Below are 21,962 nucleotides of genomic sequence, written 5' to 3'. Positions count from 1 at the left end.
TCCGTTTCCCGTCATGTCCCTTTCGCTCCTTCCGTGTGCCACGATCTGGATCGCCCTGTTCGCGGCCGCCGCATTCGCATGGCACCGCCCGCTGCACGGCCTGAGCATCGGCCTCGCCGTGCTCGGCTATGCGGGTGCGCTCGCATTCGGCCAGCTTGCGCCGATCACGCTGGCGCCCTTCGCGCTGCTGATCGCGGCCGCGTGGGGCGTGCTGCCCGAGCGCCCGCTCGCGGTGCGCATCGTGGCGCACCTCGTCTTCGCCGCGCTGGCGATCGCGCTGAGCCTGCACCTGATTCCGGGCTTCCACAATCCGCGCGTGATCGGGCCGATCCGCTTCACCCCGGACGCCGCGCCATTCACGATGTACCTGAACTTCGACAAGCCGCTCGTCGGGCTGTGGCTGTTGTGGGTGCTGCCGTGGGTCGCCCCCGGCGTCGCGCTGTCGCGCGCGCTGCGCACCGGCGTCGTGGCGGCCGTCGCCACGGCCGCCGCGTGCCTGGCCGGCGCGCTCGCGTTCGGGATGGTCGGCTGGGCGCCCAAATGGCCGCCGGCGGGCTGGCTGTGGCTCGTGAACAACCTGTTGCTGGTGACGCTCGCCGAGGAAGCGCTGTTTCGCGGCTACGTGCAAGGCGGGCTGACACGCATGTTCCGCGCGTACTCGTGGGGCCCGTGGGTCGCGCTCGCGGCCGGCGCGGTGCTGTTCGGCGCCGCGCACGCGGCGGGCGGCTGGCAATGGATCGTGCTCGGCACGGTGGCCGGCGTCGGCTACGGCCTCGCGTGGCGGCGCGGCGGACTGCTCGCCGCCGCGCTCGCGCACGCGGGGCTGAACGTCGTCCACTTCGGCCTGTTCACCTACCCGATGCTCGCCGCCGCGCGCTGAACGCGGCGCAGGTACCGCCGCCGCCGTCGCTCAGTTGAACCCGGCGACCGCGTGCGGCACGTACGGGCGTTCGAGCGTGGCGATTTCATCGTCGGTCAGCTTCAGCGCGAGCGCGCCGAGCGCATCGTCCAGTTGCCGCGGCTTCGAAATGCCGACGATCGGCGCGGTCACGCCGCGCTTTTGCGCGACCCACGCCAGCGCGACCTGCGCCCGCGGCACGTTGCGCGCGGCGGCGATCGCCGCGACGGCCTCGACGACCGCCTTGTCCGCATCGGCCGTGGCGTCGTACAGCCGCTGGCCGACGTCGTCCTTCTGCTGCCGTTCCGACGATTCGTCCCAGTTGCGCGTCAGGCGCCCGCGCGCGAGCGGGCTCCACGGAATCACCGCGATGCCTTCGTCCTCGCACAGCGGCAGCATTTCGCGCTCTTCCTCGCGATACAGCAGGTTCAGGTGATTCTGCATGCTGACGAAGCGCGTCCAGCCGTTCTGCTTCGACGTGTGCAGCGCCTTCGCGAACTGCCACGCGAACATCGACGAGGCGCCGATATAGCGCGCCTTGCCGGCCTTCACGACATCGTGCAGCGCCTCGAGCGTCTCCTCGATCGGCGTGCCGTAGTCCCAGCGGTGAATCTGGTAGAGGTCGACGTAGTCGGTGCCGAGCCGCTTCAGGCTCTGATCGATGTCGGTCATGATCGCCTTGCGCGACAGGCCGGCGCCGTTCGGCCCCGGCCGCATCCGGTAGAACACCTTGGTCGCGATCACGACTTCGTCGCGCTTCGCGAAATCGCGCAGCGCGCGGCCGACGATCTCCTCGGACGTTCCGTCCGAATACATGTTCGCGGTGTCGAAGAAATTGATGCCGGCCTCGACCGCCCGCTGGATGATCGGGCGGCTTTCCGCTTCCGGCAGCGTCCACGGATGCGTGCCGCGCGACGGCTCGCCGAACGTCATGCAGCCCAGCACCAGCTTCGACACGTCCAGCCCGGTCGACCCGAATTTCACGTATTCCATTGCACGCCTCGCCAATCAGGTGGGGATTGCGGCCGGATGCGCGCCGCGCATCCGCCAGACGTCGCATGGTATCCCGCATGCCGCGAACGCGCATGACCGCGCGCCGCGTGCAGGCTGCGTGAAAGGAGGCCCCTTGAAGGATGAACCGGGTGGCCCCGGTTATCTGGCCTGGTCGGCGAGCGGTTGCAGGAACGCGGAGAAGCCGGTCAGCATGATCTGCACGCCGATGCACAGCAGCAGGAACGCCGACACGCGTTTCGCGACCTTCGTCCCTTCGCTGCCGAGGTAGCGCGCGAGCAGCGCGGAGCGGCTGTAGACCTGCCAGATCACGAGCGCGACGAGCACGGACACGGCGATCGACACGATGCTCGACAGCGCGAACTCCGACAGCTTGTGCGTGCGGTTCGCGTTCAGCGCGATCGCGGTCGCGATCGAGCCGGGGCCGACCGTCAGCGGCATGGTCAGCGGGAAGAACGCGCGCGTCATGATCGCGTTCGCGTCGATCGGCTTGACCGACGTGTCGCCGCCGCCGGGCCCGTCCGGTTCGTTCAGCATCTGCCAGCCGGCCACGGCAACCGCGAAGCCGCCGCCGATCCGCAGCGCTTCCATCGAGATCCCGAAGAAATGCAGCACCGGCGTGCCGGCGAAGAAGGCGACCATCAGCACGACGAACGCATTGAACGCGACCTTCCGCGCGAGCAGATCCCGTTCATGCGCGGTGAGCGCCTCGGTCCGTTCGAGAAACAGGAACGCGATGCCGATCGGATTGATGATGCCGATCAGGCCGGTAAAGCCGAACAGGATCTCGGAGACAAGGCGGTTGACGATCATCGTGCGAAGCATCGGTCGGGACGGGGCCGGCAGCGCGCCGGGGGTCACGCATTGTAGTGCAAGCGCCCGTGCCCGAGACGCAAAATGCGGCCGCCCCCGGTTTCCGCGTCGATCGCCGTGGATGTTCGTCGCGCAGCCTTATTCGGCGCCCGTCTCCCACGCCGGCGGCCGCTTCGCGAAGAAGGCCGCGAAGCCTTCCTTCGCTTCCGGCGTCGCCCGCACGCGGGAGATCGTCTGCGCGGTGAACGCCGCGCGCTCATCCGACGGCGGGTACTCGCCGATCGCATCGAAAAAGCGCTTGATCTCCATCAGCGCGTGCGGGCCATTGCGGCCCAGTTCCGCGAGCGTCCGCTCGAGCGTGTCGTCCAGCGCATCGAGCGGCACGGCCTGATGAATCAGCCCGATCGCGACGGCTTCGGCGGCCGCGAGCTGCGTCGCGGTCAGCGCGAGACGGCGCGCCTGGCGTTGCCCGACCGCCTCGACCAGATACGGGCCGATCACGGCCGGCAGGATCCCGAAGCGCGCCTCGCTGACCGAAAAGCGCGCGTGGTCGCTCGCAATCACGATGTCGCACGCCGCGCACAGGCCCACGCCGCCGCCGAACGCGTGGCCCTGCACGCGGGCGACCGTCGGTTTCGGGCATTGCCGGATCGCGCGCATCATCGCGGCGAACCGCTCGGCGTCGCGCAGGTTCGCGACCGCGTCGTTCGCGCTCGCCCGCTGCATCCACTGCAGGTCGGCGCCCGCGCAAAATGCGCGGCCGTCCGAACGCAGCACGATCGCGCGTACGTCGTCGCGCCGACCGAGCGTCGTGAACGCGTCGGTCAGCTCCGCGATCATCGTCTCGTCGAACGCGTTCAGCACGTCGCCGCGCTGCAGCGCGACGGTCGCGATGCCGCGCGCATCGACCTTGACGGCCAGGGTCTTCAATCCATCCATCGAACAGGTTTCCTCGGGTAGAACGGCATCCATCGACAATCAGGCGGCCTGGCGGCGATCGATCACGCGCCGCGCCTTGCCGGTCGCGCTCGCGGGAATGCCGCCGGCCGCGAGCACCGTCACGCCGGACGACAAGCCGACCATCGTCTTGATCCGGTGCTGCAGCTCGCGCGCGAGCGCCGCGCGATCGGCGTCGGAAACGGACGCCGCCGCCTCGGAGCGCAACTCGACCGCGAGGTCGAGCCGGTCCATGTGACCGTCGCGCGACAGCGTGATCTGGAATTGGCCCGACAACTGCGGCAGCGCGACGACGATCTCCTCGATCTGGCTCGGGAACACGTTCACGCCGCGCACGATCAGCATGTCGTCGGAGCGGCCCGTGATCTTCGCGAGACGGCGCATCGCGCGCGCGGTCGGCGGCAGCAGCGCGGTGAGGTCGCGCGTGCGGTAGCGGATCACCGGCATCGCCTCCTTCGTCAGCGACGTGAACACGAGCTCGCCCTGGCTGCCGTCGGGCAGCACTTCGCCGGTGACGGGGTCGATGATCTCGGGGTAGAAATGGTCCTCCCAGATCACCGGGCCGTCCTTCGTCTCGACGCATTCGCACGCGACGCCCGGGCCCATCACTTCCGACAGCCCGTAGATGTCGAGCGCGTCGATGCCCGCGCGCGTCTCCACTTCGTCGCGCAGCGCCTGCGTCCACGGTTCGGCGCCGAAAATGCCGATCTTCAGCGACGATTCGGCCGGGTCCATCCCCTGCCGCACCATCTCGTCGATCAGGTTCAGCATGTACGAAGGCGTGACGAGGATGATCTTCGGCGCGAAATCGCGAATCAGTTGCACCTGCTTCTCGGTCTGCCCGCCGGACATCGGCACGACCATGCAGCCGAGCCGCTCCGCGCCGTAGTGAATCCCGAGACCGCCGGTGAAAAGCCCGTAGCCGAACGCGTTGTGCAGCGTATCGCCCGGACGGCCGCCGGCCGCCCGGATCGAGCGCGCGGTCACGTTCGCCCACGTATCGATGTCGCGCGCGGTGTAGCCGACGACCGTCGGCTTGCCGGTCGTGCCGCTCGACGCGTGCACGCGCACGACCTGCTCGCGCGGCACCGCGAAGAGGCCGAACGGATAGTTGTCGCGCAGATCGCTCTTGGTCGAGAACGGGAACTTCGCGAGATCGGCGAGCGACTTCAGATCGTCAGGATGCACGCCTGCCGCATCGAACGTGCGCCGATAGTGCGGGACGTTGTCGTAGGCGTGGCGCAGCGACCACTTGAGGCGGTCGAGCTGCAGCGCCTGCAGTTCGTCGCGGCTGGCGGTCTCGATCGGCTCGAGGGCGGCGGCGGGGTGCGTCGGGTGAATCATCGGGGGCTCCTCCAATGGAGTGATGTCGTTATCGTGTTCGAGGTGACGAGGCGGTCACGACCGGAACATGCGGCCGGCCGCATGCAGCGCGGCGAGCCGCGGCGACACGCGATAGCGGTCCTCGCCGTAGCTCGCCGCCAGGTTCGACAGCACGCGGTGCACGCGGCCGATGCCGATTGCATCGGCCCACGCAAGCGGGCCGCACGGGTAGTTCACGCCCTTCTCCATCGCGAGGTCGAGATCGGCCGGCGAGCACACGCCCTGGTTCACCGTGTCGGCGGCTTCGTTCGCGAGCATCGCGACGGTGCGCATCGCCACCATGCCCGGCACGTCAGCCAAGCCGACGACGCGAAAGCCCGCCTGCTGAAAGAGCCCGACCGCATCGGCGTACGCGGCGTCGCCGCACTGGAGCGCGCGCGTCAGCGCGACGAGCCCGGCCTGCGCGTAATCGCGCGCGAGGTCGACGAGCACGAGATCGGCCACGCCGGTTTGCGCGGCGCGCGCCGTGGCCGTCCGGCCGTCGGTCAGCGCGATCGACGCGCGGCCGGCCGTTGCGAGCAGTTCGTCCGGCTGCGCGCCGGCCTGCCGGACGCCGTCGATACGTTCGGCCAAGCGTGCGTGCAACGCGGCGGCCGGGCCGTCCTGCGCAAACAGCACGACGTCGGCCGGCGCGGCGCGCGGCGGTTCGAGATCGGGGGCGGGCGGCGTCGCGCCGTCCGCATACGAATAGAAGCCGCGCCCGGACTTGCGCCCGAGAAAGCCCGCGTTCACGAGTTCCTGCTGGATCAGCGACGGCGTGTAGCGCGGGTCGTTGAAATACGCGCGGAACACCGACTCGGTCACCGCGAAGTTCACGTCGTGGCCGATCAGGTCCATCAGCTCGAACGGCCCCATCCGGAAGCCGGCGGCTTCGCGCATCACCGCGTCGATCGTGGCCGGCGCGCCGCCCTGCTCGTTCAGCACGCGCAGCGCCTCCGCGTAATACGGCCGCGCGACGCGGTTCACGATGAAGCCCGGCGTCGATTTCGCCATCACCGGTTGCTTGCCCCATGCAGCGGCGGTCGCAACGAGCATCCGGGCGATATCGGGCGCGGTCGCGAGCCCGCTGACCACCTCGACGAGCGCCATCAGCGGCGCCGGATTGAAGAAATGCAGGCCGGCGACGCGCTGCGGCACGCGCAGCCCGGCCGCGATCGACGTGATCGAGATCGACGACGTGTTGGTCGCCAGCACGCACGCGTCGTCGACATGGCGCTCGAGGGTCGCGAAGATCTCGCGCTTCACGTCGAGCCGTTCGGCCGCCGCCTCGACGATCAGCGCGGCGCCCGCGAAATCGGCCAGCGCGCGCACCGCGCGGATCCGGTTGCCGGCCGCGTCGGCCTGCGCCGGTTCGAGCCGACCCTTCTCCGCCAGCCGCGCGAACTGTGCACGGATGCCGGCCAGCGCCTTGTCGCCGGCCGCTTCGTTCAGGTCGTACAGCAACACCGGATGGCCGGCCGCCGCCGCGACCTGTGCAATGCCCGCGCCCATCGCGCCGGCGCCGATCACGCCGACGACGGCCGACGGCGCCAGCGCGCCCGAGTTCACCGAATGTGCAGAGGAAACAGCCATCGATTGCGATCCGTCATGAAGTGGAAGTGCGAGCGATTATAAACCGACCGGTCGGTAGATTTATGTCAGGGCGAGCCCGAATTTGTCGTGCAAGAGAGCATGACGAAAACCGCAACGACAAAGAAATCGAAAGAGCGCGGCACTTTTTGCAAACCGAAAGGTCAATGTAAGCGCTCGAATATGAGATAGCGACCCCGCAACGCCTGATAAAATTCGACAAATTGCCGGATTGAAGGGGGAAACGCGTGTCGCGCCGTCACCGCCGTCCATCGCCGGCCGTCCTTATGGGGGCGAATCGAGCCACCGGCCCGCGCGTCGCCACCCATGCTTGTCTCGCTGCCGCGGGCAGCCGCATCGAACCGTTTCGTCCCGCGACGGGCTTCGGCCCGCCCGCGCCCCTCGCCGCCTCGCGGCAGCGAACCGGGCAGCGCCATTGCGCGCTGCCGCCCTTCGGTTTCATCGTCCTCGTTCGGCGGATAGTACGGCCGGGCTTCATCAACCCGTGACGGCGCGTCGCGCGCCGCCACTCGCATAAGGAACCCCTCATGCCGCTCTCGTCCAACCAGCTCCCGCGCTGGACCCTCTGGGCCCCGCTTGCCGCCTGGCTGGTGCTCGCGCTGTCGCGCGTCGTGCCGGCCGAAGGCCTCGTCATCGCGGTGTTCGCGGCCGCGCTCGCCGGCGCCGTGTTCTCCGCCGTCCACCATGCGGAAGTCGTCGCGCACCGCGTCGGCGAACCGTTCGGCACGCTCGTGCTCGCGGTTGCCGTGACCGTCATCGAAGTCGCGCTGATCGTGTCGGTGATGCTCGGCGCGGGCCCCGAGAAATCGGGCCTTGCCCGCGACACCGTGTTCGCCGCCGTGATGATCATCTGTAACGGCATCGTCGGCATCTGCCTGCTGGTCGGCGCATGGAAGCACGGCGAACAGGATTTCCAGGGGCGCGGCGCGAGCAAGGCGCTCGCGGTGCTCGCGTCGCTGTCGGTACTGTCGCTCGTGATGCCGAACTACCTGAACGCCGCGCCGGGCCCGTTCTTCTCGAAATCGCAGCTTGCGTTCGCCGGCGTCGCGTCGCTCGTGCTGTACGGCGCATTCGTGTTCGTGCAGACCGTGCGCCACCGCGACTACTTCCTCGCCGAGCACGACAGCGCCAACGAAGCGGTGCACGCGGCGGCGCCGAGCAACCGCACCGCGGCCATCAGCATGGTGCTGCTGTTCGCGAGCCTCGTCGCGGTCGTGCTGCTCGCGAAACTGCTGTCGCCGGCCGTCGAGCATGCGGTGCTGAAGCTCGGCGCGCCCGAAGCCGCGGTCGGCATCGTGATCGCCGCGCTCGTGCTGCTGCCGGAAGGGCTCGCGGCCGTCACCGCCGCGCGTGCGAACCGGTTGCAGACCAGCATGAACCTCGCGCTCGGGTCGGCGCTCGCGAGCATCGGGCTCACGATTCCGACCGTCGCTGCCGTGTTCATCTGGGTCGGCCAGCCGCTCACGCTCGGGATCGGCGCGATGGAAACCGTCCTGCTCGCGCTCACGCTGCTGGTCAGCACGCTCACGCTGAGCCAGGGGCGCACGACGGTGCTGCACGGCGTCGTGCACGTCGCGCTGTTCGCCGCGTACCTGTTCCTGTCGATCACCCACTGACGTGCCTGTGCGCGGCCCGGCGGATGCGCTCCGCCGGGCCGCGCGCACGTCTTCAAGCCCCGCCCTCATCCCTCGCTTCACGCCGCCGTCAGCGGGCCGCCATCGCACGTCGCGCCACGCGGAACGGGCGAGCAAGCGCCGCTAGACGCCCGCGTCGTCCGTGCTTTCGGTCAGAAACCGCTCGACCATCGCGTTGAACACCGGCAGCGCCGGGTTATCGTTGTCCGCGCGCCAAGCGAGATACAGCTCCGCCGCCACGTTGACGCCCGCGAGCGGCCGGAACACCACGCCGTCGACATGAAGCTCGCGCGCCGACGCCGGCACCAGCGCCGCGCCGAGCCCCGCGCGCACGAGGCCGAGGATCGTATGCGTCTGGCCGACGTAGTGCAGGTAGTTCGGCAGCCGCCCGGCGCCCGCGAACATCCCCGAGATCATGTCGTGGAAATACTTGCCCTCGTTCGGTGAATACGCGATGAACGGCTGCCGGTCGAGCTCGTCGGGGCCGATCTGCTCGTAGGCCGCGAGCGGCGCGCCTTCCGCGACCGCGACGAGCATCGGCTCGCGCTGCACGAGCCGGTATTCGAGCGGCTGGCGCGCGGCGCGCTGGCGCACGAAACCCGCGTCGAGCATCCGCGACGCGAGCGCGTCGATCTGCACGGTCGACACCATCTCCCGCAGTTCGACGTCGACGTCCGGCAGCGCGTGCGCCGCATGCGCGAGCAGCACCGGGATCATCCGGTACGCACTGACGGCCGTGAACCCCAGCGTGATGCGCCCGGCCCCGCCGTGCGCGACACGCTGCGCGGCCTGCTCGGCGCGCGCGGAGAATTCGAGGATGTGCCGCGCATCGCGCAGGAAGCGCTCGCCGGCCGCGGTCAGGCTGACCTGCCGGCTGCTGCGCTCGAGCAGCGCGATGCCGAGCGCGTGCTCGAGCAACTGGATCTGCCGGCTGAGCGGCGGCTGGGTCATGAAGAGCCGCCGGGCCGCGCGGCCGAAATGCAGCTCTTCGGCAACCGCGACGAAGCAGCGAAGCTGGTGCAGTTCAATCATTCAAATGTTGAATCAATCGATAGTCTTTTGATGTTAGACGCATATCGATGCGATTTCTATACTCGGTTCCACCTGATGCGCGGCCCGCGCCGCGCACTACGACCGAGACCTTCATGACCATCGACATCCTGCTGACCCAGCCGCTCCCCGACGCGATCGACGCCGAACTCGCCGCCCGCTACACCGTGCACCGGCTGTATGCGGCCGAGCAACCGGAAGCACTGCTCGATCGCGTGGCGCCGCGAATTCGCGGCGTCGTGACGGGCGGCGCGAACGGCCTGTCCGCCGCGCTGATGGAGCGGCTCGGCGCGCTCGAGATCGTCGCGATCAACGGCATCGGCACCGACGCGGTCGACCTCGATCGTGCCCGGGCGCGCGGCATCCACGTGACGACGACGCCCGACGTGCTGACCGACGACGTCGCCGACATGGCGCTGGGGCTGATCCTGATGACCCTGCGCGACCTCGGCGCCGGCGAGCGGATCGTGCGCGCCGGCCGCTGGGGCAAAACGGCCCAGCCGCTCGCGACGCAGGTCACGGGCAAGCGGCTCGGCATCGTCGGGCTCGGCCGCGTCGGACGCGCGATCGCGCAGCGCGCGCAGGCGTTCCGGATGCCCGTCAGTTACTTCGGGCCGCGCGAGCATCGCGACAGCGGCTATCGCTACGTGCCCGACCTCGCCGCGCTCGCGCATGACAGCGACGTGCTCGTGATCGCGGCCTCCGCCGATCACGGCAACGTGCTCGTGACGGCCGACGTGCTCGCCGCGCTCGGCCCCAAAGGATTCCTGATCAACGTCGCGCGCGGCAAGCTGATCGACGAAGCCGCGCTCGTGCGCGCGCTGGCCGACGGCACGATCGCCGGCGCCGGTCTCGACGTGTTCGCGCACGAACCGCACGTGCCGGCCGCGCTGCTCGAACTCGACCGCGTCGTCGTGCAGCCGCACCGCGCGAGCGCCACGCATGAAACGCGCGAGGCAATGGGCCGCATCGTGCTCGCGAACCTCGCCGCGTGCTTCGCGGGTCAGCGCCCGCCGACCAGCGTCACGCACTGAGCGCGGCGCCGCCCCTTCCATTACGACACGGATGCCTCCGCACGACGGAGGCCAGGAGACACGCATGTCCAATCGATCCAGCGGCGCCGCCGTCGCCGCCTCACCCGCCGCATCGCGCACGATCGGCCGCGTCCGTTATGCGGTCCTCGCGCTGATTTTCTCGGTTACCGTCGTCAACTACGCGGACCGCGCGACGATGTCGATCGCCGGCACCGGCGTCGCGCACGACCTCGGGCTCACGCCCGTGCAGCTCGGCGTCGTCTTTTCGGCGTTCGCCTGGGCCTATGCGATCGGCCAGATTCCGGGCGGCTGGCTGCTCGACCGCTTCGGCGCGCGGCGCGTGTACGGCCTGAGCCTGTTGCTGTGGTCGGTATTCACGATGCTGCAGGGCACGGTCGGCGCGTTCGCCGTGCACGGCGCGGCCGCGACGCTGGCGTTGTTCGTCATGCGCTTCATGCTCGGGCTCGTCGAATCGCCGGCGTTTCCGGCCAATTCGCGGATCGTCGCATGCTGGTTCCCGACGGCCGAACGCGGCACCGCGTCGGCCTTGTTCAATTCCGCGCAATACATGGCCGTCGTGCTGTTCACGCCGGCCATGGCATGGCTCACGCATGCGCTCGGCTGGGAACACGTGTTCCTGTGGATGGGGCTGCTCGGCATCGCGCTCGCCGCGCTGTGGTTCGCGTGGTATCGCGAGCCGCACGGCCACCCGCGCGTGACGGACGCGGAGCGCGACTACCTGCGCGCCCACGGCGCGCTTGTCGATCTCGAGGCGAACCGTATGCGCGAGCGGCCGCGCGCGTCGTGGCACGACGTGTCGCAACTGTTCCGCCACCGGAACCTGTGGGCGATCTACATCGGCCAATACTGCATCACGGCGCTCACCTACTTCTTCATCACGTGGTTTCCGATCTACCTGATCAAGGGACGCGGAATGACGATCATGGAAGCCGGCTGGGTCGCCGCGCTGCCGGCGATCTGCGGCTTCACGGGCGGCGTGCTCGGCGGCGTGCTGTCGGACTGGCTGATCCGGCGTGGCATGCATCCGTCGAAGGCACGCAAGACGCCGTTCGTCGCGGGGATGGCGATGGCGACGCTGCTCGTGCTCGCGAACGGCGCATCGTCGAACGCGGCCGTGATCGCGCTGATGACGGTCGCGTTCTTCGGCAAGGGGCTCGCGGCGGTCGGGTGGGCCGTGCTCGCCGACACGGCGCCGGAAGGCATGGTCGGGCTGAGCGGCGGCGTCTTCAACGGCCTCGGCAACATCGCCGGGATCGTCACGCCGCTCGTGATCGGCTACTTCGTCGCCAGCACGGGTTCGTTCGCCGGTGCGCTGTGGTTCGTCGCCGCGCACGGGCTGATCGGCATGGCCGCGTACGGGTGGCTCGCCGGCCGCTTCGAGCGGATCCGCATCGCGCCGGCCGCATGAACGCCGCGGCGGCACACCGGCGCGGTCACGCGCGCAGGCGGCCGCCCGGCATGTGCTCCGTCGTCAACCGGTCGAGTTCGCGCAGATCGTTCTCCAGCGCGGGCGTGAGCGTCGTACGCAGGTGATCGAGGAAGGTGCGGATCTTCGCGTCGAGATAGCGGCGTGTCGCGTAGACGGCATAGACGCTCACCGTCTGCAGCCGGTACGCCGGCAGCACGCGGATCAGGCGCCCTTCGCGGATATCGTCGAGCACCGTATACAGCGCCACGCACGCGATCCCGCGCCCGGCACGCACCGCGACGCACAGCGCGTCCGGCACGTTGACCTGGAACGGCGCCGGCTGCAGCTCGTAGACGGTTTCCTCGCCGTCGCCGCGCTCCAGGCGCCATTCACTGGCCGGCGACGCGGGCGTGTCGAGGCGCAGGCACACGTGGTTCGGCAGGTCGTCGGGCGTCTGCGGCGTGCCGTGCCGCGCGAGGTATTCGCGCGATGCGACGAGCACGCTGCAGCTCGTGCCGCAGATCTGCGCGACATAACCCGAATCGGGCAACTGCGACGCCGTCACGATCGACACGTCGTAGCCCTCCTCGACCAGATTCGGCATCCGCTGCGCCAGCGTCAGCTCGACCGACACGTCGGGGTTGTCCTCCTGGTACCGGACGATCGACGACACGACATGACTCTTCCCGAGCCCCGTCATCGCATGAATGCGCATCTTGCCGCTCGGCCGCAGCAGCGCGTTGCGCGCCTCCGCGTTCGCGTAGTCGAGCTCCGCGAGGATCGATTTCGCGCGCTCGAAATAGCGCTCGCCGCTTTCGGTCAGGCCGAGATGGCGGGTCGTGCGATGCAGCAGGCGCGTCTGTACGTGGGCTTCGAGATTCGAGACCGCGCGCGACACCTGGGCGGTGGTCGCGTCGATTTCCTTCGCGACCGCGGTAAAACTGCCGGCTTCGACAACGCGCACGAACAGGCGCATGTTTTCGAGCATGTCCATTGAATTGGCTTGGGGAGAGTCAGTGGGGAGACGTCGGCGGCGCTCGCGTCAGGTGGGTAACGGAACGCGGGCGCGAAGAGCCACGTCGAATCGAGCGCCGTGCCGGGGAGAAGGCGGGAGAGCGGGCATCGAGGACAGGGTTCTGGCATGACGGGGGAATCGAGTGCGCCGAATTGTACGCCGCTGCGGACAAATTTGCGCGGTTACGCGTGCACAAGCTCCCATCCGATGAAAGGTTTTCGCAAGATTCGTGCATCACGCGCGGCCAACGCGCCTGATGCGGCGCGACAATTTGTATCACAACGCGATATAATCCCGTGCTTGTCGCCGCGCCTCCGCGTTGCCGTTTTTACCGCTTACCCCCATGTCGCCAGGCTCCTACCCGTCGCGCCGCACGTTGCGGCAATGGCTGCACAGCTTCATTCCCCATCCGATGGCACTCGGCTGGCGCGAACGCCTGCGCTCGTGCACCGGCGCGCTCGTGGGCATTGCGACGGTCGGCGTCACGATGCGGCTATTGCCCGGCGTGCCGGGCCTCGTGCCGCTGCTCGTCGCGCCGATGGGCGCGTCGGCCGTACTGCTGTTCGCGGTGCCGGCAAGCCCGCTCGCGCAGCCGTGGTCGATCATCGGCGGCAATCTCGTCGCGGCGACGGTCGGCGTCGCGTGCGCGCAATGGATCGCCGATCCGGTCACGGCCGCCGCGGTCGCAATCGCCTGCGCGATCGGCGGGATGTTCGCGCTGCGCTGCGTGCACCCGCCGTCGGGCGCCGTCGCGCTCACGGCCGTGGTGGGCGGCCCCGCGATCCATGCGCTCGGCTTCGGCTTCGTCCTTCAGCCGATCGCGCTGCAATCGGCGATCCTGCTGTCGGCCGCGCTCGTCTATCACGCGCTGACCGGGCACCGCTACCCGCACGGCGGCGTGCGCCCCGAAGCGAAACCGCAGGCCGGCGCCGCCGCGCCGGCGCGCGGCGGCTTCACGCGCGGCGATCTCGACGCGGTGCTCAAGCGCCGCGGCGAATGGCTCGACGTCGATCCGGACGATCTCGAAACGCTGCTGCGCGAAACCGAAATGCAGGCTTATGCGCGCACGTTCGGCCAGTTGAAGTGCGCCGACCTGATGACGAAGAACGCGATCGAGGTCGCGCCGTCCACGTCGATCACGGCCGCGCTCGCGCTGCTCGACCGCCACCGCGTGAAGGCGCTGCCCGTGGTCGACGGCGAAGGCCGCCTGACCGGCATCGTCACGCGCGCCGACCTCACGCGCCCGTTGCGCCGTTCGACCCCGCTGTGGCAACGCCTGTCCGCACGATTGCCGCGATCGTTCGGCGGCCAGCCCGCGAGCGTCGCGTCCGTGATGACGCGCGACGTCGCGGCGGTGCCGGAAACGATGCCGATCACGGCGCTCGTGCCGTTGTTCACGCATTCGGGCCACCACCATATTCCGGTCGTCGATGCGTCGCGCCGGCTCGTCGGCATCATCACGCAGACGGATCTCGTCACGGGCCTTTATCGGCAGACCCAAATGCTCGAGGCCGCGTAGCGCACGCCCCATCGCTGTCCGCGGAACGAGAAACGTGAAACGCGCCCTTTCCGCCCGATTTCGTCCATTTATATCACGTTATGATATATTTACCGCCACCGTAACCGAATGCCCGACCGCCCCCGATGAACGATACCCGACGCGCACTGACGAAAAGCGATTTCCAGCAACTGTCCGAGTTCCGCTACCAGATGCGCCGCTTCGAGCGCTTCTCCGAACGTGCCGCGCAAAGCGAAGGCGTGACGCCGCTGCAATACCTGCTGCTGCTGCACATCAAGGGCTATCCGCATCGCGAATGGGCGACCATCGGCGAACTCGCGGAACGCCTGCAGGCGCACCACCACGGCGTCGTGGCGCTGGTGACGCGCTGCGAAGCGCTCGGACTCGTGAAGCGCAAGCCGAGCGAAGCCGACCGCCGCCAGGTCGAAGTCCACCTCGAAGCGGCCGGCGAAACGCTGCTCGCCCGTCTCGCGGCCATGCATCGTGCCGAGCTGAAGTCGCTCAAGGGCACGTTCCAGGTTCCCCAAATCGATTACTGACCCCTGCCACACGGATGAACGCACCGCACAAACGCGATTTCTCGACCAACGAACGCCTGCCCAGGATCGCGTTGCTTGCCGCCGGGATCGGCCTGCTCAGCACGCTTGCCGCGTTCGTGCTGTTGAGCCTGATCCACCTGTTCGCGAACCTGTTCTTCTTCCAGCAACTGTCGTTCGCCGACCGTTCGCCCGCGAACAACACGCTGGGCGCATGGGTGATCGCGGTCCCGGTGATCGGCGGGCTGATCGTCGGGTTGATGGCGCGTTTCGGTTCGGAAAAGATCCGCGGCCACGGCATTCCCGAGGCGATCGAGGCGATCCTGTTCGGCAAGAGCCGGATGTCGCCGAAGGTCGCGATCCTCAAGCCGCTGTCGTCCGGCGTCGTGATCGGCAGCGGCGGCCCGTTCGGCGCCGAAGGCCCGATCATCATGACGGGCGGCGCGCTCGGCTCGCTGATCGCGCAATGCGTGCACGTGACCGCCGCCGAGCGCAAGACGCTGCTCGTCGCCGGTGCGGCCGCCGGCATGACGGCCGTGTTCGGCACGCCGGTGGCCGCCGTGCTGCTCGCGGTCGAACTGCTGCTGTTCGAATGGCGTCCGCGCAGTTTCCTGCCGGTCGCGCTCGCGTGCGCGGTGGCCGGTTTCGCCCGCGCGGTGTTCTTCGGCGTCGATCCGCTGTTTCCGCTGACGACGGCCGCGCCGACGCCCGTCGCGCTGCTGTCGTGCATCGTCGCGGGCGTGCTCTCGGGCCTGCTCGCGTGCGGCTTGTCGGCCGCGCTCTACCGCGTCGAAGATGCCTTCGCGAAGCTACCCGTGCACTGGATGTGGTGGCCGGCGATCGGCGCGATCGCGATCGGCGTCGGCGGCTGGCTCGAGCCGCGCGCGCTCGGCGTCGGCTACGACGTGATCGGCGACCTGCTGCACCAGCACATTGCGCTGAAGATCGCGCTCGCACTGCTGATCGTGAAGGCCGTGATGTGGGTGATCGCACTCGGCTCGGGTACGTCGGGCGGCGTACTGGCCCCGCTGCTGATGCTCGGCGCCGGTCTCGGCACCGTGCTGTCGCCGGTACTGCCGGGTGGCGATCCCGCGCTGTGGCCGCTCGTGTGCATGGCCGCGACGCTCGGTGCGACGCTCGGCGCCCCGCTCACCGCGATCGTATTCGCCTTCGGTCTCACGCACGACACCAACGCGCTGCTGCCGCTGCTCGCGGCGACGCTCGTCGCGCACGGCTTCGCGACCATCGCGATGAAACGCTCGATCATGACGGAAAAGATCGCGCGCCGCGGCTACCACATCTATCGCGAATACGGTGTCGATCCGCTCGAGCGGCACGACATCGGCGAAGTGATGACGTCGGCCGACCGGCTCGTCGCGATCGACGGCGCGGCCACGCTCGATACCGTCGAAGCGCAATACTTCGGCGCGAAACAGACGCACCGTGCGTACCCGGTCGTGCAGCACGGCCGGCTGCTCGGCCTCGCCGATCGCGCGACGCTCGATGCCCAGCGCGCGCAGGCCGGCGCCGACACGCCCATCTCGGCCGCGTTCGCCGAGCGCGCACCGGCCGTCGCGTTCGCGCACGAAACCTGCCGTGTCGTCGCGTCGCGCCTTGCGATGCTCGGCCTCGAACGCCTGCCGGTGGTCGCCGACGAGCAATCGCTGCGCATCACGGGCATCGTGTCGCGCAGCGACCTGATCAAGCCGGCGCTCCAGCACTTCGACGACGAACAGAAGCGCGAGCGCTTCCGTCCGGTCGTTCCGGTCAACCTGCGCGACGTCGGCTCGCGCAAGGCCGGCTGACATCACCCGCGTGCGCGGTGCTCTGCCGCGCGCATCGCTTCCTCGCCTCGCACTGCTCCACGATGCGGCGCGCCCGTGGCGCGCCGCATCGCCTCACTCCGTTGCTTTCGCCCGTTTAAAGTTGGTTAACAATCCGGCCGACGAAAGTTTGTCATCATCGTGCTCATGCGACGGGGCCATCCATCAGCCATTCCACTTCGTCATCCGATAAAGAGTCGCGGCGCGGCATGCGCACACATGCCGGCCGCCGCGGCCGTCACGTCACCACACCACGACCGGGTAGCGCGCCGACCGACGCATGACGTCGAGCCGTACACGACGCATGCCGCGCCGCAGCAACATGCGCAGCATTCGAGCCGCCGTTTGGCAAGCGCGTTAACAACTTGTTTCGGAATGACCGGAACCGGGCGTGCCCAACGCGATCTCACTTGCACGCAGCACTGCTGCGCATCCCACTCAATCAATCACGACTCGAGGGAGATAACGTGAACGTGAAATACTTACCGCTCATCGCATTGACCGTGGCAATTTCTGCTCATGCGGCCGAACCCGCCGTGCAGAACGTGGGACAAAGCCAGAAAGCAGCGCCGGACGTCTCGGCATGCATCGCCAAGACCTGGGCCGACAAGTCGCAACAACAGGTGATCTCGCAGAACGTGCTGGCCAACGGCCTCGCGACCGACGTGTACGCACCGGGCCAGCAGCCGCCGAATGGCGCCGCCGCGATGGTTCGTCCGTCGTGGAAGCCGGATGCGAAGACGTGGGTCGGCGTGCGCGGCGACGCAGCGGCCGCCGGCGACATCAGCGCCTGCCTGTAACGAAGGCTGGCGCACCGGATGGCCTTGCGCCATCCGCTTGCAACGGGCCCCGCTTCGGCGGGGCTTTTTCTTTGCCGCGCGAAAAGCGCGTTACAGGTAGCTGCACACGTAGTCGAGCGTCTCGATCACCTCGATGTCGAAGCGGCTCTTGCCCGGCACCGAGAACGATTCGCCGGCGCCGTAGGTCTGCCATTCGCTGCTGCCGTCGAGTTTCACGCGGCACTTGCCGGCCTGCACTTCCATCAATTCGGGCGCATCCGTGCCGAAGTTGAGCGCGCACGGCAGGATCACGCCGAGCGTCTTGCGCGTGCCGTCCGGGAAGAGCACGGTATGCGACACGCACTTGCCGTCGAAATAGACGTTCGCGCGCTTGACGACCGATACGTTGTCGAATTGGGTTGCACTGGTCATGTGATGCCTCTGATTGCTGGATGCCGGATGGCGATGGATTTGAAGGCCGGCCGAAGCGGCGGGCCGGCCGCTATGATACCGGCTCGCGCGGCGGGCGCCGCAATGGTACGCGGCCAGCGCGTGCCGGGCCCAGGATCGTCAGGATCACTACGCGATCCGCGCAAGGCGCCCTTTCATCGCAGCCCCTTGCGCCGCGCGGAATCGCGCAGGCAATCGAGCAGCATCGCCGCGGCCGGCGTCAGCGGGCTGTCGCGGCGCGTGACGACCTGCACCGATACGCCCGGCAAGCGCTCGCGAATCGGCAGCACCGCGAGCTGGTCGCGCGCCCATTCGCCTTGCAGCAACTGTTCCGGCATCGATGCGATCAGGTCGCAACCCGTCATCAGGCTGTGCGCGAGACCGAAGCTCGGGCATTCGACGACGCGCGCCGGCACCGGCAGCCCGTACGCGACGAACGAGTTGAACAGCACCTGCGTCGAGCTTTCCGGCGACGGATTCATCAGCCAGTCGGCCTCGACGAGATCGGCGAGCGACGTGGCCGACGCGAGCGGATGCCCTTTGCGCGCGACGATCAGCGAACGGCTCGCATAGAGCTCCGCATGATCGAACTCGGCCGCCAGCAGTTCGGGCACGACGACCACCACCGCAAAATCGAGCGAACCGTCGTGCAGGCGCGGCAGCGCGACACCGGGAAACCCTTCGATCAGGTTGACGCGCGCCACTGGAAAGCGGCGCCGGAACGCACGAAACGCGTCGGGCAGGATCGTGACCGCCGCCGCCGGCGTGATCGCCGCCGAGACGGAACCCGTCATCGCACCCTGCGCCTGCTCGATGTCGTCGCGGGCGCGCTGCATTTCGGCGACGATCAGCCGCGCGCGCACCTGCAACTGCTGGCCGAACGCCGTGAGTTGCACGCCGCGCGCGGTGCGCACGACGAGCGATACGCCGAGCGCGATCTCCAGTTCCTTGACCGCCTTCGTCAGCGCGGCCGGCGACACGTTCAGGCGCCGCGCGGCCGCGCGAATGCTCCCTTCCTCCGCGGCGGTGACGAACGCTTTCAGCTGATGGTATTTCATGGGGCGATGCGTGATCCGTGGAAACCCTGTGCGCCGTACCGCGCAGGGGTTCAGGGTATTCCCGAGCGGCAACCGACGGTGTGCACCAAAGCAATTTAGCAGCTTCTGGTACGCAAAAGAAATTTATATGCTTGGTCGTCATATGCGCGTCAAATGCCCCACCAGCCCCACTGGAGAGACCATGCTGCAAGCCGTGAACCCCATCATCCCCGGCATCGCCGCGATCGCCCCCGAGCTCGTCGAAGTACGCCGCCGCATCCACGCCCATCCCGAACTCGCATTCGAAGAGACGCTCACGAGCGACCTCGTCGCCGAGCTGCTCAGCGGCTGGGGTTACGACGTGCATCGCGGCATCGGCAAGACGGGCGTGGTCGGCGTGCTGCGCGAAGGGCAAGGCACGCGCACGGTCGGCCTGCGCGCCGACATGGACGCGCTGCCGCTCGCGGAAACCACGGGCCTGCCGTACGCCAGCCGCCATGCGAACAAGATGCATGCATGCGGCCATGACGGCCATACCGCGATGCTGCTGTGCGCGGCACGCCACCTCGCGGCCACGCGCCAGTTCTCCGGCACGCTGAACCTGATCTTCCAGCCGGCCGAGGAAAACTTCGGCGGCGCGAAGGCGATGATGGACGACGGCCTGTTCGACCGTTTCCCGTGCGACGCGATTTTCGCGATCCACAACATGCCGGGCCGCGCGGCCGGTGACATGGCGTTCCGCACCGGCGCCGCGATGGCGTCGGCCGACCGCGTGACGATCACGCTGCGCGGCGTCGGCGGCCACGGCGCGATGCCGCATTTCGCGCGCGATCCGATGTCCGCCGCCGGCAGCATCATGGTCGCGCTGCAGACGATCGTCGCCCGCGAAGTCGATGCGCAGCATGCGGCCGTGATCACCGTCGGCAGCGTGCAGGCCGGCGAGACGTTCAACATCATTCCGGAAACCGTCGTGATGAAACTGTCGGTGCGCGCGCTGAACGCGGACGTGCGCGCGCTGCTCGCGCGCCGCATCGAAGCGCTTGCGAGAGGCCAGGCGGAAAGCTTCGGCGTCACCGCGGAAATCGACTACGACTACGGCTATCCGGTACTCGTCAATCACGCGGAACCGACCGCGTTCGCGGCCGGCATCGCGCGCCAGATGCTCGGCGCGGAACGCGTCGAAACCGAAGCGGCGCCGCTGATGGGCAGCGAGGACTTCGCATTCATGCTCGAGGCGCGCCCCGGCTGCTACGCGTTCATCGGCAACGGAATCGGCAGCAAGGGCGGCTGCATGGTGCACAACCCCGGCTACGACTTCAACGACGACATCCTCGCGATCGGCGCGAGCTACTGGGTTCGCGTCGCCGAAGCCTGGCTCGCGGCCTGAACGCACTTCACCACGCAGTTTCGCGCTAACCGGGGGAACCCCATGGAAACGTCCGCCCTTCCGTTCGCCGGCACGCCGGTCGATGCCCGCGCCGCCGCGAGGAAACGCCGGCTGATCGCGGCCGCCGCCGTCGGCAACGCGCTCGAGTTCTACGACTTCACCGTCTACAGCTTCTTCGCGATCCTGATCGGCAAGCTGTTCTTTCCCGTGCATTCGTCGTTCGGGCAACTGATGCTCGCGGTCGCGAGCTTCGGTGTCGGCTTCGTCACGCGTCCGCTCGGCGGGCTCGTGATCGGCATGTATGCGGACCGCGCCGGCCGCAAGAAGGCGATGATCCTCACGCTGCTGCTGATGGCGCTCGGCACCGCGACGATCGCGGTCGCGCCGACCTTCGCGCAGATCGGCATCGCCGCGCCGCTGCTGCTCGTGCTCGCCCGGTTGCTGCAGGGCTTCGCGTCGGGCGGCGAAGTCGGTGCGTCGACGACGTTGCTGCTCGAACAGGCGCCGCAGCATCGGCGCGGTTTCTATGCGTCGTTCCAGTTCTCGAGCCAGGGGCTCGCCGCGCTCGCGGGCGCGCTCACCGGCGTCGCGCTGACGTCGACGCTGACGGCCGCGCAACTCGAAAGCTGGGGCTGGCGCGTGCCGTTCATCATCGGCACGCTGTTCGTGCCGCTCGGCTACTGGCTGCGCAAGACCGTCGAGGAAGTGCCTGCTGCCGCGCCTGCTGCTGCCGCACATGCATCCGTGGAAAAAGTCGCGTCGCTACCGCTCGCCGACGTGCTGCGTCATCACGGCAAGGCCGTGTTCGCAGGCCTCGGCGTGACGATCGGCGGCACGTCGATCCACTACATCATCGTGTTCTACATGGCGATCTACGGCGTCCAGGTGCTGCACCTGCCGACGTGGCTGTCGATGACGGCCGGCTGCGTCGCCGGGGCGATCCTGATGCTCGTGACGCCGATCGGCGGCCATCTGTCCGACGTGTACGGGCGCAACCGGATCGTCTGGTGGACGCGCATCGTGCTGATGGCCGCGATCTACCCCGCGTTCATCGCACTGAATCGCTGGCCGGGCGCTGTGTCGCTGCTGTCGATCATCGCCGCGCTGTCGATCGTGCATGCGATCAACATCGGCGCGACGGGGGCGATGCTCGGCGAGTTGTTTCCGCGGGCGGTGCGGGCGACCGGCGGTGCGCTCGTGTACAGCGTGGGCGTCGCGATCTTCGGCGGCTTCGCGCAGTTCTTCGTCACGTGGCTGATCGTGGCGACCGGCAATCCGAATGCGCCTGCGTGGTATGCGATCGGGTGTGGCGTGCTGACGCTGCTTGCGATTCGCTGTATGGACGAGAAGGCGGGGAAGGCGCTCGATTGAGCGTTGGGGGGATGCGCGATGTGCGAAGCGTCATTGACGTCGCGCGCGCGCATCGGGCATCATCGACCAATGCACAACGCCACGATCATCCTTTCGACCACCACGCGCACGACCGCCTTCGGCGGGCCCGTGCGGCGAGTGCGCGCAAGATCGTAGCGTCACCGATTCCCACAGGCCCCGCCGGTTCCGGACGGGGTCTTTTCGTTTCTCCGTCTGCATCGGCCACTCAGGAGAAACGCCATGTCC

At 68.6% G+C, this 21,962-nt stretch carries 19 protein-coding genes; 10 read left to right on the top strand and 9 right to left on the bottom strand.

The genetic code is table 11. From position 1 onward, the window contains the following. Nucleotides 1–13: 13 nt before the first annotated feature. Nucleotides 14–880 carry a CPBP family intramembrane glutamic endopeptidase gene (locus tag LGM42_RS01520; protein WP_226231387.1) on the top strand — a complete coding sequence of 289 codons (867 nt, stop codon included), beginning with the start codon at nt 14–16 and terminating at the stop codon, nt 878–880. 30 nt (nt 881–910) lie between these two features. Here LGM42_RS01520 and LGM42_RS01515 read toward each other — a convergent pair whose 3' ends face one another. The 5 genes from LGM42_RS01515 to LGM42_RS01495 all read right to left on the bottom strand — a co-directional run bounded on the left by LGM42_RS01515 (nt 911) and on the right by LGM42_RS01495 (nt 6,634). Next, entirely contained in the window at nt 911–1,891 is a 981-nt protein-coding gene (locus tag LGM42_RS01515; protein ID WP_060310862.1) for an aldo/keto reductase, read from the bottom strand. Between the two features lie 159 nt (nt 1,892–2,050). Further along, nucleotides 2,051–2,722 carry a MarC family protein gene (locus LGM42_RS01510; RefSeq protein ID WP_226231386.1) on the bottom strand — a complete coding sequence of 224 codons (672 nt, stop codon included), beginning with the start codon at nt 2,720–2,722 and terminating at the stop codon, nt 2,051–2,053. Nucleotides 2,723–2,860: 138 nt separating this feature from the next. Further along, a complete protein-coding gene (locus LGM42_RS01505; RefSeq protein ID WP_226231385.1) occupies nt 2,861–3,661 on the bottom strand; it encodes an enoyl-CoA hydratase-related protein in 801 nt (266 codons plus the stop codon). Between the two features lie 39 nt (nt 3,662–3,700). Next, nucleotides 3,701–5,023 carry a phenylacetate--CoA ligase PaaK gene (gene paaK / locus LGM42_RS01500; protein ID WP_226231384.1) on the bottom strand — a complete coding sequence of 441 codons (1,323 nt, stop codon included), beginning with the start codon at nt 5,021–5,023 and terminating at the stop codon, nt 3,701–3,703. A gap of 54 nt (nt 5,024–5,077) precedes the next feature. Further along, on the bottom strand, nt 5,078–6,634 hold the full coding sequence (locus LGM42_RS01495; protein WP_226231383.1) for a 3-hydroxyacyl-CoA dehydrogenase: 1,557 nt from the start codon (nt 6,632–6,634) through the stop codon (nt 5,078–5,080). Between the two features lie 545 nt (nt 6,635–7,179). Between LGM42_RS01495 and LGM42_RS01490 the strand changes: the two genes are divergently transcribed. Further along, nucleotides 7,180–8,268: a calcium:proton antiporter gene (locus tag LGM42_RS01490; RefSeq protein ID WP_059639561.1), complete on the top strand. Its 1,089-nt coding sequence runs from the start codon at nt 7,180–7,182 to the stop codon at nt 8,266–8,268. A 141-nt stretch (nt 8,269–8,409) separates the two neighbouring features. Here the strand turns inward: LGM42_RS01490 and LGM42_RS01485 are convergent, their stop codons facing one another. Continuing rightward, nucleotides 8,410–9,318: a LysR substrate-binding domain-containing protein gene (locus LGM42_RS01485; protein ID WP_059585024.1), complete on the bottom strand. Its 909-nt coding sequence runs from the start codon at nt 9,316–9,318 to the stop codon at nt 8,410–8,412. A 113-nt stretch (nt 9,319–9,431) separates the two neighbouring features. On the opposite strand from LGM42_RS01485, the gene LGM42_RS01480 reads away from it, so the two are divergent. Then, nucleotides 9,432–10,370 carry a 2-hydroxyacid dehydrogenase gene (locus tag LGM42_RS01480; RefSeq protein ID WP_226231382.1) on the top strand — a complete coding sequence of 313 codons (939 nt, stop codon included), beginning with the start codon at nt 9,432–9,434 and terminating at the stop codon, nt 10,368–10,370. A 64-nt stretch (nt 10,371–10,434) separates the two neighbouring features. Beyond that, the gene (locus LGM42_RS01475; RefSeq protein WP_226231381.1) at nt 10,435–11,799 is read left to right on the top strand and encodes an MFS transporter; all 1,365 of its coding nucleotides are present in this window, start codon (nt 10,435–10,437) and stop codon (nt 11,797–11,799) included. A gap of 25 nt (nt 11,800–11,824) precedes the next feature. On the opposite strand, the gene LGM42_RS01470 is transcribed toward LGM42_RS01475, so the two are convergent. Continuing rightward, nucleotides 11,825–12,793 (bottom strand): LysR family transcriptional regulator, encoded by a 969-nt coding sequence (locus tag LGM42_RS01470; protein WP_059585023.1) that lies wholly within the window; start codon nt 12,791–12,793, stop codon nt 11,825–11,827. Nucleotides 12,794–13,157: 364 nt separating this feature from the next. Here LGM42_RS01470 and LGM42_RS01465 point away from each other — a divergent pair, with 364 nt between their 5' ends. From LGM42_RS01465 to LGM42_RS01450, 4 genes are all read left to right on the top strand, one after another. Continuing rightward, on the top strand, nt 13,158–14,333 hold the full coding sequence (locus LGM42_RS01465) for an HPP family protein (protein WP_099317532.1): 1,176 nt from the start codon (nt 13,158–13,160) through the stop codon (nt 14,331–14,333). A 125-nt stretch (nt 14,334–14,458) separates the two neighbouring features. Beyond that, nucleotides 14,459–14,872: a MarR family winged helix-turn-helix transcriptional regulator gene (locus LGM42_RS01460; RefSeq protein ID WP_059585021.1), complete on the top strand. Its 414-nt coding sequence runs from the start codon at nt 14,459–14,461 to the stop codon at nt 14,870–14,872. A gap of 14 nt (nt 14,873–14,886) precedes the next feature. Beyond that, on the top strand, nt 14,887–16,674 hold the full coding sequence (locus LGM42_RS01455) for a chloride channel protein (protein ID WP_226231380.1): 1,788 nt from the start codon (nt 14,887–14,889) through the stop codon (nt 16,672–16,674). A gap of 485 nt (nt 16,675–17,159) precedes the next feature. Next, a complete protein-coding gene (locus LGM42_RS01450) occupies nt 17,160–17,492 on the top strand; it encodes a hypothetical protein (protein ID WP_179231799.1) in 333 nt (110 codons plus the stop codon). 90 nt (nt 17,493–17,582) lie between these two features. On the opposite strand, the gene LGM42_RS01445 is transcribed toward LGM42_RS01450, so the two are convergent. Both LGM42_RS01445 and LGM42_RS01440 read right to left on the bottom strand, forming a co-directional pair. Then, nucleotides 17,583–17,903, bottom strand: a complete 321-nt coding sequence (locus tag LGM42_RS01445) for a pyrimidine/purine nucleoside phosphorylase (RefSeq protein ID WP_040140021.1) — start codon at nt 17,901–17,903, stop codon at nt 17,583–17,585. A 173-nt stretch (nt 17,904–18,076) separates the two neighbouring features. Further along, entirely contained in the window at nt 18,077–18,979 is a 903-nt protein-coding gene (locus LGM42_RS01440) for a LysR substrate-binding domain-containing protein (protein ID WP_059585018.1), read from the bottom strand. A gap of 181 nt (nt 18,980–19,160) precedes the next feature. On the opposite strand from LGM42_RS01440, the gene LGM42_RS01435 reads away from it, so the two are divergent. Then, nucleotides 19,161–20,345 carry a M20 aminoacylase family protein gene (locus LGM42_RS01435; protein ID WP_226231379.1) on the top strand — a complete coding sequence of 395 codons (1,185 nt, stop codon included), beginning with the start codon at nt 19,161–19,163 and terminating at the stop codon, nt 20,343–20,345. A gap of 42 nt (nt 20,346–20,387) precedes the next feature. After that, complete coding sequence (locus LGM42_RS01430) at nt 20,388–21,716, top strand: MFS transporter (RefSeq protein ID WP_226231378.1); 1,329 nt, start codon at nt 20,388–20,390, stop codon at nt 21,714–21,716. The last annotated feature ends 246 nt before the right edge of the window (nt 21,717–21,962 follow it).

This window comes from Burkholderia sp. AU39826, from assembly GCF_020419965.1.
Classification (GTDB): domain Bacteria; phylum Pseudomonadota; class Gammaproteobacteria; order Burkholderiales; family Burkholderiaceae; genus Burkholderia; species Burkholderia semiarida.
Note: the sequence above shows the minus strand (reverse complement) of the source record. Positions and strands in the feature narration are given on the sequence as shown.

Excerpts from the sequence above, each read along its gene's own strand:
- LGM42_RS01520 (WP_226231387.1), top strand. The coding sequence starts at position 14 with ATGTCCCTTTCGCTCCTTCCGTGTGCCACGATCTGGATCGCCCTGTTC.
- LGM42_RS01515 (WP_060310862.1), bottom strand. The coding sequence starts at position 1,891 with ATGGAATACGTGAAATTCGGGTCGACCGGGCTGGACGTGTCGAAGCTG.
- LGM42_RS01510 (WP_226231386.1), bottom strand. The coding sequence starts at position 2,722 with ATGATCGTCAACCGCCTTGTCTCCGAGATCCTGTTCGGCTTTACCGGC.
- LGM42_RS01505 (WP_226231385.1), bottom strand. The coding sequence starts at position 3,661 with ATGGATGGATTGAAGACCCTGGCCGTCAAGGTCGATGCGCGCGGCATC.
- paaK (WP_226231384.1), bottom strand. The coding sequence starts at position 5,023 with ATGATTCACCCGACGCACCCCGCCGCCGCCCTCGAGCCGATCGAGACC.
- LGM42_RS01495 (WP_226231383.1), bottom strand. The coding sequence starts at position 6,634 with ATGGCTGTTTCCTCTGCACATTCGGTGAACTCGGGCGCGCTGGCGCCG.
- LGM42_RS01490 (WP_059639561.1), top strand. The coding sequence starts at position 7,180 with ATGCCGCTCTCGTCCAACCAGCTCCCGCGCTGGACCCTCTGGGCCCCG.
- LGM42_RS01485 (WP_059585024.1), bottom strand. The coding sequence starts at position 9,318 with ATGATTGAACTGCACCAGCTTCGCTGCTTCGTCGCGGTTGCCGAAGAG.
- LGM42_RS01480 (WP_226231382.1), top strand. The coding sequence starts at position 9,432 with ATGACCATCGACATCCTGCTGACCCAGCCGCTCCCCGACGCGATCGAC.
- LGM42_RS01475 (WP_226231381.1), top strand. The coding sequence starts at position 10,435 with ATGTCCAATCGATCCAGCGGCGCCGCCGTCGCCGCCTCACCCGCCGCA.
- LGM42_RS01470 (WP_059585023.1), bottom strand. The coding sequence starts at position 12,793 with ATGGACATGCTCGAAAACATGCGCCTGTTCGTGCGCGTTGTCGAAGCC.
- LGM42_RS01465 (WP_099317532.1), top strand. The coding sequence starts at position 13,158 with ATGTCGCCAGGCTCCTACCCGTCGCGCCGCACGTTGCGGCAATGGCTG.
- LGM42_RS01460 (WP_059585021.1), top strand. The coding sequence starts at position 14,459 with ATGAACGATACCCGACGCGCACTGACGAAAAGCGATTTCCAGCAACTG.
- LGM42_RS01455 (WP_226231380.1), top strand. The coding sequence starts at position 14,887 with ATGAACGCACCGCACAAACGCGATTTCTCGACCAACGAACGCCTGCCC.
- LGM42_RS01445 (WP_040140021.1), bottom strand. The coding sequence starts at position 17,903 with ATGACCAGTGCAACCCAATTCGACAACGTATCGGTCGTCAAGCGCGCG.
- LGM42_RS01440 (WP_059585018.1), bottom strand. The coding sequence starts at position 18,979 with ATGAAATACCATCAGCTGAAAGCGTTCGTCACCGCCGCGGAGGAAGGG.
- LGM42_RS01435 (WP_226231379.1), top strand. The coding sequence starts at position 19,161 with ATGCTGCAAGCCGTGAACCCCATCATCCCCGGCATCGCCGCGATCGCC.
- LGM42_RS01430 (WP_226231378.1), top strand. The coding sequence starts at position 20,388 with ATGGAAACGTCCGCCCTTCCGTTCGCCGGCACGCCGGTCGATGCCCGC.